The sequence below is a fragment of the Acidovorax sp. GW823-FHT02H02 genome (genome assembly GCF_058797075.1).
In genome coordinates this window covers 1-12,793 of the sequence record NZ_JBXAJH010000007.1, presented here as the reverse complement: position 1 = coordinate 12,793, position 12,793 = coordinate 1, and the positions used below count along the sequence as shown (strand labels likewise).

The 12,793-nt window shown below is 63.4% G+C and carries 10 protein-coding genes; 2 read left to right on the top strand and 8 right to left on the bottom strand.

The features are described 5' to 3' along the window. Complete coding sequence (locus AC1RDS_RS09335) at window positions 1-471, bottom strand: diheme cytochrome c (RefSeq protein ID WP_092700268.1); 471 nt, start codon at window positions 469-471, stop codon at window positions 1-3. Then, window positions 468-917, bottom strand: a complete 450-nt coding sequence (locus AC1RDS_RS09330; RefSeq protein ID WP_287879955.1) for a DUF1924 domain-containing protein — start codon at window positions 915-917, stop codon at window positions 468-470. The genes AC1RDS_RS09335 and AC1RDS_RS09330 overlap by 4 nt, the downstream gene beginning before the upstream one ends. 277 nt (window positions 918-1,194) lie before the next feature. Here AC1RDS_RS09330 and AC1RDS_RS09325 point away from each other — a divergent pair, with 277 nt between their 5' ends. After that, entirely contained in the window at window positions 1,195-1,527 is a 333-nt protein-coding gene (locus AC1RDS_RS09325; protein WP_092700274.1) for a DUF805 domain-containing protein, read from the top strand. 84 nt (window positions 1,528-1,611) lie between these two features. Here AC1RDS_RS09325 and groL read toward each other — a convergent pair whose 3' ends face one another. The 5 genes from groL to torT form a co-directional block, all read right to left on the bottom strand. After that, window positions 1,612-3,264, bottom strand: coding sequence for a chaperonin GroEL (gene groL / locus AC1RDS_RS09320; RefSeq protein ID WP_092700277.1), 1,653 nt, complete (start codon window positions 3,262-3,264; stop codon window positions 1,612-1,614). A gap of 175 nt (window positions 3,265-3,439) precedes the next feature. Next, complete coding sequence (locus tag AC1RDS_RS09315; RefSeq protein WP_005799501.1) at window positions 3,440-3,730, bottom strand: co-chaperone GroES; 291 nt, start codon at window positions 3,728-3,730, stop codon at window positions 3,440-3,442. Between the two features lie 569 nt (window positions 3,731-4,299). Further along, complete coding sequence (gene mobB / locus AC1RDS_RS09310) at window positions 4,300-4,878, bottom strand: molybdopterin-guanine dinucleotide biosynthesis protein B (protein ID WP_492226870.1); 579 nt, start codon at window positions 4,876-4,878, stop codon at window positions 4,300-4,302. Window positions 4,879-4,952: 74 nt separating this feature from the next. Further along, window positions 4,953-7,613, bottom strand: coding sequence for a molybdopterin-dependent oxidoreductase (locus AC1RDS_RS09305; protein WP_492226869.1), 2,661 nt, complete (start codon window positions 7,611-7,613; stop codon window positions 4,953-4,955). 128 nt (window positions 7,614-7,741) lie between these two features. After that, entirely contained in the window at window positions 7,742-8,770 is a 1,029-nt protein-coding gene (gene torT, locus AC1RDS_RS09300) for a TMAO reductase system periplasmic protein TorT (protein WP_492226868.1), read from the bottom strand. Between the two features lie 146 nt (window positions 8,771-8,916). Between torT and AC1RDS_RS09295 the strand changes: the two genes are divergently transcribed. Next, a complete protein-coding gene (locus AC1RDS_RS09295; protein WP_492226867.1) occupies window positions 8,917-11,910 on the top strand; it encodes an ATP-binding protein in 2,994 nt (997 codons plus the stop codon). On the opposite strand, the gene AC1RDS_RS09290 is transcribed toward AC1RDS_RS09295, so the two are convergent. Next, entirely contained in the window at window positions 11,880-12,638 is a 759-nt protein-coding gene (locus AC1RDS_RS09290; RefSeq protein ID WP_492226866.1) for a response regulator, read from the bottom strand. The genes AC1RDS_RS09295 and AC1RDS_RS09290 overlap by 31 nt on opposite strands. Between the last annotated feature and the right edge of the window lie 155 nt (window positions 12,639-12,793).

Genomic DNA, 12,793 nt, shown 5'->3' with positions numbered 1-12,793 from the left:
TCACTTCGGAATGCGGACGCGGTCGTCGTCAAAGTCGCCCTGGTCGGCGCGGGTGTGGCAGGCCATGCAGTTGGCGCGGCTGCCCACGGCGGTGCGTTTCCAGACGGCGGGTTCCACCTCGCGGTGCTTGCGCTCGAACCAGGCGGATTGGGTGATGCGGTCTTGTGGCGGGGCCTCGCGCACGCGCTTGGTGGTGCCGGCATGGGCCTGCAGCCAGGCGCTGATCTGACCCACCATGGCAGGGTCGAGCGAAGCGTCGGTGCCGTAGTGCTGGTCCAGCCCCTTCATCATGCGGCTCCACGCGTTGGCCGGCAGCATGCCGGGCGGGTAGGCCATGTGGCAGGCGGCGCACTCCTGCCGGTAGGCCGGCAGCATGGTGCTGGCGGGCATCTCGCGGCTGTCGGCCCAGGCAGCGGGCAGGGCGCAGGCGAGAGCCATCAGGGCGGCCGATTGGCGAGCGGTGCGGTTCATGGCTTGTCCTTGGCGGCCTGGGGTGGGGTTTTGCCATCGAGCTGCAGCAGCCAGGCCAGCACATCGGCTTTCTCGACGGGCGTGCACTCGCGGCTCAGCACGTCCTTGCAGTTGCGGCGAAACCATTTGTCCACCTTGGCGGTGTCGGTGAAGCGTTCGGGGTTGAACGCGGGCGCCAGCGGGGCGATGGTCTTGCCGGTGCTGGCGTGGCGGGAGGACGTGGTCGGCGGGTTGCCGTGGCACGAGGCGCACGACCACTCGCCGCCATGGCGGCTGTTGAAGAACACGCGGCCGCGCTCGGCACTGACGGGTTTGCCGGAGACATCGCTCCAGCGCTGCATCTGCGAGGCGGCTGTGGTGTCGGCCGCATGGGCCGGCGCCAGGGCGAAGGCCAGCGCCAGCAGCGCGGCCATGTGCACGGGAGAGGTGGTGTGTGGGGTGTTCATGCCGCCATGGTGCAAGGCGGGCATGAAGAATGGCTTAAGACGCCAGAACAGGGCGTACACCAGCCCTTTTAATTTTGATCAAAAGAACCCATGGCGCTTGTTGGTAAAGCGCTTGCAGCTATTCAATAAGTGGCGTCCTTGGGCTGAGCGATGGATGCTGTCGCGGTGCCCCGGCCGCTGAGCCTTCTGCACATCTGCTTGTCGCACGGTCCTCCTATCATGTCCAGGGGCATTCGCCCGCCGTCCGTCAACATTCCACCAAGAGAGGGGTTTCACCATGGATTTCGTTCAGGCAATCCAGTCGTGTCTGGGGCAGTACGCTACTTTTTCGGGTCGTGCTTCACGGTCCGAATACTGGTGGTTTTTTCTGTTCCAGGTGATCGTGATGATCGTTGCCAGCCTGCTGGGCGACATGGTTTACGCGCTGGCCTCGCTGGCGCTGCTGTTGCCGGCATTGGCCGTGGGCACGCGCCGCCTGCACGACATTGGCCGCACGGGCTGGTGGCAGCTGCTGTTGCTGAGCGGCATCGGCTTTCTGGTGCTGCTGTACTGGTGGGTGCAGCCCGGCGAGGCATCGCCCAACACCTACGGCGAGCCCTTCTCCGCATGACATGAAAAAAGCCCGCAGGCCGTAAGACCTGCGGGCTTTTGGATGGGGCTGCGCAGCCAGGGCGGCTGCGCAGGGACCAGGCAATTACATGCCCATGCCGCCCATGCCACCCATGCCGCCCATGTCGGGCATGCCGCCGCCGGCAGCGGCTTCTTCCTTCGGAGCCTCGGCCACCATGGCTTCGGTCGTCAGCAGCAGCGATGCCACGGAAGCGGCGTTCTGCAGGGCCGTGCGGGTGACCTTCGTGGGGTCCAGAATGCCCAGTTCGAGCATGTCGCCGTACGTGTCGTTCGAGGCGTTGAAGCCGTAGTTGCCCTTGCCGGCCAACACAGCGTTCACCACCACCGAGGCTTCGCCGCCGGCGTTGTTCACGATTTCGCGCAGGGGCGCTTCGATGGCCTTCAGCACCAGCTTGATACCGGCTTCCTGGTCGGCGTTGTCGCCCTTGACCGAGTCGCCCACGGCTTGCTTGGCACGCAGCAGGGCCACGCCACCACCGGCCACCACGCCTTCTTCCACAGCCGCACGGGTAGCGTGCAGTGCGTCTTCCACGCGGGCCTTCTTTTCCTTCATTTCGACTTCGGTGGCAGCGCCCACCTTGATCACGGCCACACCGCCGGCCAGCTTGGCCACGCGCTCTTGCAGCTTTTCGCGGTCATAGTCGGACGTGGCTTCTTCGATCTGCACGCGCACTTGCTTGACGCGGGCTTCGATGTCAGCGGCAGCGCCGGAACCGTCGATGATGATGGTGTTTTCCTTGCCCACTTCGATGCGCTTGGCCTGGCCCAGATCGGCCAGGGTCACCTTTTCCAGGGTCAGGCCCACTTCTTCGGCGATGACCTTGCCGCCCGTCAGGATGGCGATGTCTTCCAGCATGGCCTTGCGGCGGTCGCCGAAACCAGGTGCCTTCACAGCCACGACCTTCAGGATGCCGCGGATGGTGTTCACGACCAAGGTAGCCAGGGCTTCGCCTTCGACTTCTTCGGCAATGATCAGCAGCGGACGGCCGGCCTTGGCCACTTGCTCCAGCGTGGGCAGCAGGTCGCGGATGTTGCTGATCTTCTTGTCGAACAGCAGCACGAAGGGGTTGTCCAGAATCGCGGATTGCTTTTCGGGGTTGTTGATGAAGTAGGGCGACAGGTAGCCGCGGTCGAACTGCATGCCTTCCACGACGTCCAGTTCGGAGTCGAGCGACTTGCCGTCTTCCACGGTGATCACGCCTTCCTTGCCAACCTTGTCCATGGCGTCAGCGATCAGCTTGCCGATGGTTTCGTCGGAGTTGGCGGAGATCGAACCGACCTGGGCGATTTCCTTGGAGGTGGTGGTGGGCTTGGAAGCCTTCTTCAGCTCGATCACCAGGGCTGCCACAGCCTTGTCGATACCGCGCTTCAGGTCCATCGGGTTGATGCCAGCGGCCACGTACTTGAAGCCTTCGCGCACGATGGCTTGTGCCAGCACGGTGGCGGTGGTGGTGCCGTCACCAGCGTTGTCCGAAGTCTTGGAAGCCACTTCCTTCACGAGCTGGGCGCCCATGTTCTGCAGCTTGTCCTTGAGTTCGATTTCCTTGGCCACGGACACACCGTCCTTGGTCACGGTGGGGGCGCCGAACGAGCGCTCCAGCACCACGTTGCGGCCCTTGGGACCCAGGGTCACCTTGACCGCGTTGGCCAGGATGTTCACGCCTTCAACCATGCGAGCGCGGGCTTCGCCGCCGAAAACTACGTCTTTTGCTGCCATGTTTGGCTCCTAGAGAAATCTAAAAATTCGAGAAACAGATGACTGTGTCGAGAAAAGAATTGCGTAGCGAGCGGCTCACAGGCTAGGCGGACGGAGCGCAGGAACCGGAACGTACTGCCTGTACGTGAGGATTCCGAGCACCGTCCAACGACGCATGTGGGCCGCGCAGCAGCAATTACTTCTCGACAACGGCGAACAGGTCGTCTTCCTTCATTACCAGCAGCTCGTCGCCCTTGACCTTGACGGTCTGGCCCGAGTACTTGCCGAACAGGACGCGGTCGCCGACCTTCACGTTCAGGGCGATCAGCTCGCCCTTGTCGTTCTTCTTGCCGGGACCGACGGCCAGCACTTCACCTTGATCGGGCTTTTCAGCGGCGTTGTCGGGGATCACGATGCCGGAGGCGGTCGTGGTTTCGCTTTCGATACGCTTGACGATCACGCGATCGTGCAGGGGGCGAAGGTTCATTGCATTGCTCCTGTGGATTGACAATAAAAAGCCGGATGAGAAGGCGCCCGCACTGCGGACGCCGCCAAACTTCCTCGTGACAAGCACCTTGTTAGCACTCGTTTGAGGCGAGTGCTAATGATAGGGGCATTTGTGGCCGTTTCAAGACGTCCCCTGGCGGATGGGGGGTTTTGGGGATGCGGAACGCCACTCTACTTTCGTGATTCCGCCATTCAACTTTAGATTCTGGCGGCACCGCTATCGTGGAGTTACTGAGCACGCGCTCTGACGGCGCTCTGCAGATGACCTAAAGTACTTCGTTAAGATAAAAGTGAGTGCGCACTAATAGACGGGATGGCCGCAACTGGTTGTTTCAACGGCAGCTCAAGGCTGATTGCTGACGGTGACCTAGCACGCCTGAATGTCGGTTGCCGCGGTCTCCTATCACTCGAGGATGCAAGGGTCGAACGACCGCTGCACCGCCGTCATCGGCCACTCAACACATGCCAGCCTGGCTCGCTTCGATAACGACTCGTCGCGCCCGAAGTGATCGGCTGCGACGACCCGCAGCAGAAATTGAACACTTCAGCTCAAACTTTCGCTGTTTGGCAGATCACGCGCGCTTCAGGTTCGGAAATTGCGGTTGCACAATTTGTCTCCAAGAATTCAGCCACGGACCGGCCTTTCCTCAACACCAGGTCCGCTATCGTTTGGGTATCGGAGAGCTCCAGTTTGAACGTATCGGAAGGCAGTAGATGCAATGCGTCACTGGCGGTCGCGACAATACCCGGCCAGTTCCTGCCCAGCGGCGGCTTGTTTCCCGCGGCTCGCCAGACCTCCAGCTTCGGAAAATCGCCACTCTTGAAGCCTTCGAGCAGCACCACGTCACACGTTTGAAGACGTGCCAGCAGGTACTCCAGTGGTGGTTCAACGGCGCCGCGCAACTCGTGCATCAGTGCCCAGCGGTTGTGTCCCAGCAGCATAACCTCCATACACCCTGACTCCCGCAGGCGGTAGGAGTCTTTGCCGGGACGATCCACCTCTATGTCCTTGTGGCTGTGCTTGATCAGGGAGGCCGTGAGCCCGCGGGAGCGAAGCTCGGGAATCAGCCTTTCGAGCAGGGTGGTTTTGCCCATGCCCGAGTGGCCTGTGATGCCGAAGATTTTCATGGTCTTGTGCTCGCGTCGTGAAACGGAAGTGCCGGCGCAGTGCCGACACTCCCGATGCAAAGCGCCGTTGTGCGTCAGGGCACGATGGCGTCCTTGGCGTTCTTCTCCAGGAAGTCCAGCACCACCTTGCGCTGGAGATCGTCCAGTCCTGCCCGCGGGAACATGCTCTGCGTGATGCCGTGCCACTGGCTCTTGGTGAAGTCGCCCGGCTCGCGCGGCACGTGACACACGGTGCAGCGCTCGTAGAACAACTTCTCGCCCGGCAACATGGCACCCATGGTCGCGCCCTTGACGATGTTGGCGCGCTCGCTCAGCTTGAGTGCATCGACATCCAGCTTGCTTTGCGCCGCCGTTTCGATCGCTGGCGGCTCGTACGCGCGGTTGACCGACTCGGCGTCATCGCAGCGCTTGAGGTTGGCAATACAGGTGTTGGCGCTGGTGGCCTGGCTCAGGCCGCTCGATGCCACGCTGGTCGTGATGATGTTGATCGCACCGCTATTGCAGCGGCCCTTGGAATCGAGCTGGATCCAGTTGCCCTCTTCCAGGCTGACCACGCCCTTCATGATCTTTTTGGTGACCACCGCACCGGCAATTAGCGCGCCACGATCGTTGTACAGCTCGACCAGATCGCCGCTCTTGATGCCCTTGGCTGCGGCATCTTCGACACTGATGAGCACATGCTGGCGCCCCTTCACGTTCTGCTCCAGACGCACGTCGGCGTTGGCCATCTGCGAGTGCACCCGGTTGTAGGGGTGTGGACTGACCACATGCACCTGCCCGGACTTGGCATTTCCCAGGAACTCCACCGGCTCCAGATACTTCGGAACTGGCGGACAGTCGGGCACGTTGAAACGCGCAATCTCGGAGCAGAACAGCTCGATCTTGCCGGACTTGGTGTGCAGTGGGTTTTTCACCGGATCGGTATAGAAGTCGCCGTGGCGCACCCACTTGCGCATCTTCTCGGGCACGTCGATGCGCACGATACCGTCTTCCCAGAACTTGTCGAACGGTACCTTCTGGCCGGTCGCTGCGTACGAGGCCTTGAGAATGTCCATGACCGACTTACCTTCGGTGAAGCCGTACTCGACACCCATCAGGGCAGCCAGGCGGCGGAAGATCTCGAAGTCGTCCAGGCTCTCGCCGTAAGGCTTGATGACCTGACGCATCGCGTAGATCTTGTCGTTGCTGTAGGTGCCGCCGGTGCTCATGTCGTCGCGCTCAAGGGCCGAGGTGGCCGGCAGAACGATGTCGGCAAAGCGCGAGGAGGCACACCACCAGGGGTCCTGGCAAATCACCGTTTCGACCTGCTGATTCATCGCACGCAGCAACTCATTGGTGTTTTGCTGGTGCGACATGAAGTTGTTGCCAGCGGTATAGATCAGCTTGACCAGCGGATACTTGTGCGTCGCGCCGTCGCGGGTGTATTCCTTGCCGGGGTTCATCAGCATTTCGCTGATGCGCGAGGCCGGGCAGCGTGCCTTGATCGGGTTGCGCCCCTGGGACAAGCCGACCGGCATGATGGCGTTGGACTGCACCATGCCGCCACCACCGTAATGCCAGCTGAAGCCCACGCCTTCGCCCGGCTTGCCGATCTTGCCGAGCATGGCTGCGAAGTTGATGATCGCCCAGTGTGCCATCTCGCCGTGGTGTGCGCGCTGCAGCGACCAGGCGCCAGCGAACTGTGTGCGCTTGGAGGCAAACAGCTCGGCGAGCTCGACGATCTTGGCGGCTGGAATGCCGGTGATCTTGGCGGCCCACTCGGGGGTCTTGGGCGGCGTGCCGTCACCGTCCTCGCCCAGCAGGTAGGCCAGGTACTTGTCGAAGCCAACGGTGTACTTGGCCAGATAGGCCTTGTCATGCTTGCCGGTGGTGTAGACATGGTAGGCCATGGCCGAGAACAGCGCCACGTCCGTGTTCGGAACGATCTTGACCCACTCGGAGCCAACTGCATCGTCGGTCGGCGTGTACTGCGGGTTGATCGACACAAACTTGACACCGCGCTCCTTGATCTTCATCCAGCGCGGGAGCATCTGGTGGTCGGCGACCGTGAACTCGATACGGTTGTTTTTGAACGGGTCGCAGCCGATCCAGACCATGACCTCGGTGTGCTCGGCCATCACTTCCCACGAAGTTTGGGGCGAGTACACCTCCATGTCGCCAATGATGTGCGGCAAGCTGACCTGAGAAGCGCCGCCAGAATAGTCGCCGGTGGTGACCGAATGACCACCAATCAGGCCGAACAGGCGGCCCTGCAGCACCTGCGGACGCAGCAGACCGGCGTGCGACCAGCCGCCGTAGGAAGCGCTGAACAGCGCCTCGTTGCCATGTTTTTCAGCCGTGCGCACGATGGCATCGGCCGTGAGCGCCAGCGCCTGTTCCCAGCTCACGCGCACAAAGGGCTCCTTGCCGCGCAGGTGAGGCTTGGTGTCGCCCGTGGGGTTGGCCAGATAGGATTTGCGCACCATCGGGTACTTCACACGGGTCTTGTGATAGACACGACCGATCAGGCCCTCCGTGAGCATGGTGGTCGGCGTGGCGTCCACGTCCTTGAGCGGCTGGATGCCGACCAGAACGCCATTCTTCACCACGGCCTTGAACGGGCCCCAGTGGCTGGCACTGGGAATCACCTGGGTGTCGGCGGCAAACACTTCGTCAGCTGCGAACCAGGTCAGGCCGGTGGTAGTCACTGCCGAGGCAACCGATGCCTTCAAAAGGCCGCGTCGGGTCATGGTCATGGTGGGTCTCCTTGCAAATAAAACAAACCGATGGGGTATGTCCTGATGCTAGGAATCGCAGATCAATGGCGCGCTCGGATTTGTTGTGTTGTGCCGTGCCTTTATTAACCGCGTTAACGGGCGATGCGTCAGTTCGCCGCGTCGGGCCGGTGGTGGAACTGGGGCATTAGTAGGGGTGGCGGCAGCGACTCGTCGATGTTGATCTCGCCCAGATTGCCCAGCGCAACCGTGCGAATCACCGGGCCAAAGTGCCGGCGGGTCGGTCGCCGCTCCAGCAGATCGACCGCCAGGCCGATGGACATCCGGCCCTGCAGCACGGGTGCATCGGTGGGGGCGGCGAGGATGCGGCCCCGCAGGATGCCCCGGTGCACCGCCGGTGTGAAGTAGGTCGAGACGATGCCGATGCGGTCCTGCAGGCCGCGTTCGCGCAGCACGCTGATGGCGGCCTCCGCCATCAGGGCATTGCCGGCCAAAAAGTCCAGGTCCTTGTGATCGTCGAGCACCTGTTGCAGCAGATTGCGCTGCACGGCCTTGCCGGTGTCGCCCCACGCGGTCGTGCGGATAACGACGCGGCTACCGGCGATGGCCTGGCGAAAGGCGCGGTCCACGCCTTCGCTGACACTGCGCGGCCCCGGGAACCAGGCCACTTGTACTGGAGGTCCGTCGCCCCGCGTCTGGCTGACCAGAAAGCGGCCAGCCGCCTGGCCCATGTCGTCCCAGTCCACGCCTACCTTGCCCGAAATGCCGTCATCGTCGATGGCATTGACGGTGCCGATAACGGGCATGCGCGCTGTCAGCTGGCGCAGGTGCGGGGTCATGACATCACGGGAGACCGCCCCGATGATCAGCGCGTTCACGCGACGGTCCGAGGCACAGTCCTGTATCTGTGCGCGCTGAACAGCCAATTGGGCATATCCGCCGGCCTCGGCAAATCGCACCTCCACGCGCAGGCGGCGCGCTTCCTCCACCATGCCGTAGTTGACTCCCAGCCAATACGCATCCTTGATGTGCGGCACCACCACGCAGAGCACCCAGGACTGGCGGGCGGGCGCGGCCGGCGTGTACTCGGCCCGCACGGGCGCGGGCGCCATGAATGGCGGCTCCCAGCTCAGGATGGGTTGGGCCGCAACGGGTGCGACCACCACGGACCAGGCCATGCACAGACCCCACAAGGAAGCGGCGGCTTGTCGCAACGGATGAAGGGAAAGAAAGGCGGACGTCATGCCCGCGGACTGTAATCCGGTTTCCGAATCAAAATAGCATGGCAAATGGCTTTGGTCGGTACTCGAACGTTGGACTGGAAATGATGCTCCCCTGGATCAAGCGGCTCGACCGCCGGCTGGGCTTGATCGGCAAGATCGGGCTGGCGTTGGCCGTGGGCGCGCTGCTGACGGCGGCCGTGGCGGCCACGGCCTGGCTCAGCTTTAACCAGGTGGTCGGGCTGCAGCGCCGCATCATCGACAACACGGTGCCGGCACTGGAAGCGGTCGGTGCGGTTATCCAGCTCAACAACCGCACCCTGGCGCTGGTCGATCAGCTCCGGCTCGCGCAAACCGTCGATGAGGTCGATGCCTTTCAACGCCAGGGCGACGCGCAACTGGTCCAGGTGCGCAACCTGCTGGGGCGTCTGGAACAGCAGGACTTCGAGCCCCAGTTGGAACAGGCCCTGGCGGTGACGGTCCAGGAGATGCACACCAACCTCGGGTTGCAGGCCAGCAAGGCGCGGCAGTCACAGCAGGTGCAAGCCGAGATTCGCCAGGCCCAGCAGGCGCTGCACCGGGCCGTGGCCGAGCTGATGTTGCTGGCGGAGGCGCTGGCGGCGAATGCCTCGACCTTTTCCGCGGCCACCGTGTCCAGTCTCTACCCCATGGTGGAGCGCGGCGCCAGCCGGGACGAGATCCTGGAGTCACTGGACCGCCTGATCGAGGTGGACATCGATCGCATGGAGCGCATGTCCGAATTGCAGCTCGTTTGCTTCCGGATCAAGACCACGCTCGATCGCGTGGAGAGTGCCCCCACATCGCCGGCCTTGGGGGGGCTGGGCAAAGATTTTTCAGCCGACCTTGCCATCCTGTCGCATCGGCTGCAGGACTTCCGGGACCCGACCCGCAAGGCCACAGCGCAGCGGCATGTCGACACACTGAAGGCGGCATTGACGCCGCAGGGCCTGTTTGCCTTGCAGGCTCAGCGCGTGGCGCTCGACGGGCAGCTGGCCGCTGCGCGGGATACGGGGGCTGCCCTGGCACTGCACCTGAACGAACAAGGGGCCGCACTGCTCCAGGCCAGTCAGCAGGCCATGGCGCAGGTGGGCACAGGCTCGCGTACCGCGATCGCCCGCGGAGCCGTGGGCTTTCTGGCCGTCGCCGGTGTCCTCTTGCTGACTTTGCTGGCCACGTTCTGGTGGATCCTGCGTTACGAGTTGCTGGGTCGGCTCAAGGGCATGGAAAACGCCATGCGGGCACTCATGGCCGGCGATCACAGCGTGGCGATCACCCATCCGGTGGCCCGCCACGATCCGCTGGCGCCGCTGGTGCAGGCGCTGGAACAGTTCCGGGAGCACGCGATCGAACGGCAACGCCTGGAGCAGTCGTTGCGCCTACACCAGCAGCAACTGGAGCAGCAGGTGCAGGACCGCACCGCGGCACTCAGCCGCAGCAACGAACTTCTGGAGCGCGAGGTCGCGCTGCACGCGCAGGCACGGAGCGAGGCCGAGGAGGCCCACCGCGCGAAGAACGAGTTTCTCGGCAGCCTCAGTCACGAGCTGCGCACACCACTCAGCGGTGTCAGCAGCAGCGCGCACCTGCTGCGCGACACCACGCTGGACGACCGTCAACGCGAGTACCTGCGGATGATCGAGTACGCCAACGGCACCCTGCTGGAAACCCTGGAGGACATGCTGGGTTTTTCCCGCCTGGAGGCCGGCAAGCTGGAAATCACGCGGGAGCCTTTCGCGGTACGGGATGTCATCGACGACATGCTGGCACTGCAGTCCGTCGCGGTGCGCAGCAAGGGCTTGGCACTTGTGCGTGATATCGCCGATGACGTGCCAGAGTGGCTCTTGGGCGATCGCCGCAAGCTCAACCAGATCCTGCTCAACACCATCGGCAATGCCATCAAGTTCACCGACGAAGGCGAGGTCACGGTGAAGGTGGTACGTGCAGCGGACCACCCGACGGGTGTGGTGCGTCTGCAGTTTCAGGTGCTCGACACCGGCATTGGCATTCCGACTGACCAGCAGGAGGCTGTTTTCAAACCGTTTGTCCAGGTGGAGGACACGGCGCATCGTCGGCACGGCGGAACCGGACTTGGCCTGGCCATCTGCCAACGCTTGGTGGAACTGATGGCGGGGCGCCTGTGGCTCAAGAGCACGGTCGGGGAAGGCACGGAGGTCGGCTTCGAACTGCCGTTCGAGCCTGCTGCGGCGGGGACGTCACGGGCTCCACTGCCCAACATCGCCGACCCGATCCCATCGCTGGATGTGCTGGTGGTCGAGGACGACGACATCAACCGCATCGTCTGCCAGCGTTACCTGGAAGCACTGGGCCATCGGGTGCGGCTGGCCGACAGCGGCCCCACCGCCATCGATTTGCTGCGCCATGGGGGACACACGGACTGCATGCTGATGGACATCAGCCTGCCCGGCGATTCGGGGCTGGAAGTCGCCCAGGCGCTGCGCACCCTCGACGGCGGCCGGTGGCGGGCACTGCCCATCCTGGGCATGTCCGCACATGTCACGCCGGACATGCTTGAACACCCGGCCGCTGCCAATATGGTGGGCTTTCTCAGCAAACCTTTCCAGCGCGGCGAGCTTGCGCGTGCACTGGCTCGGGCCCTGCAGGCCTCCTCACCCCCGACGGGTGCCCCAACATCCACCCCACCGGTCAAGGACATGGCAGCGGCAGGCGATGCACCAACGCTGGACGAGGCCTATCTCACACAGGAGCGCGAAGACCTCGGGCTCGGTGTCCTGCGGCAATTGCTGGGCCTGTTCCGCCAAGTCTCCGATGCGTCCGCAACATCCCTGCACGATGCAGCGCAGGCCGCCGACGCCGAACAGATCCGACGGACCGCCCACCAGCTGCGCAGCGCAGCGAGCAACCTGGGGCTGCTGCGTGTCATGCAGGCCTGCCGACGCCTGGAAGACGCGGTCGGTGAAGGAATGTTGACGACGGCGCAGCGTGTACTGCTGATCAGCCAGCTGCTGGAGGCCATTCCCGAGGGGATCGAGGCGCTCGAACGCTGGCTCCCCCCCACCGGCGAAGGGCGTCAGGATGCGGCGTTGTCGGCCAGCAGGTAACCGACGCCCCGGACGGTGACGATCAGCTCCGGGTGTCGAGGGTCTTTTTCCATCTTCTCGCGCAAGCGGGCCACCAGCACATCGACGGTGCGGTCGCCCGGGTCCCACGAGCGGTGGAAAATTTGCTGCATCAGGCGCTCGCGTTCCACCGCAGTCCCGAGGTGCCGGGCCAGGGCGGCAAGCAGATCAAATTCGCCCCGGGTCAGTATCTCCTGGCGCCCATTCGCCGCGGTGAGCTTGCGCAGCGCCAGGTCCAGCGTCCATTGGCCCAGCTTGCGTTGCAGCCCGGACACGCCTGCTGCCGAAACCGGACGGAGGCGCCGCAGGACGATCTTGACCCGCGCGAGCAGTTCGCGCGCGTTGAAGGGTTTGGTGACGTAATCATCGGCGCCGGACTCCAGGCCCACGATCTTGTCGATGTCGTCATTGCGGCCGGTCACCAGGATGAGGCCGATGCTGGCGTTGTGGGCGCGGAGCTCCCGCGCTAGTTCGAGACCGTCACGACCGGGTAGGCCGATGTCCAGCAGTACCACATCGGTGGGGTGCTGGCGCAGGCAGTCCCACATTTCATCGCCATTGGCCGCCACCCGGACGCAGTAGCCTTCCCGCTCAAAGTAGGCCTTGACCCGTGTACAGGTCATAGGATCGTCGTCGACGACAAGGAGGCTGTGTGCGGCAGACAAGATGTTCGGATTTTCCCGTGTTTTGATCGGATCGAAGGTCGTCATCGGTTCTGAAAATTATATGGAACCGGAGTTTGGCTGGAGGTGAATGACGGCGAAACTGCCGCCGTGCTTCCCACAGCGGGAGCCTGTCAGAAAGTTTGTGTGTGAGGCATAGCATGTCAACAAGGAGCATGAATGCCACGCAAGACGAAGACCAC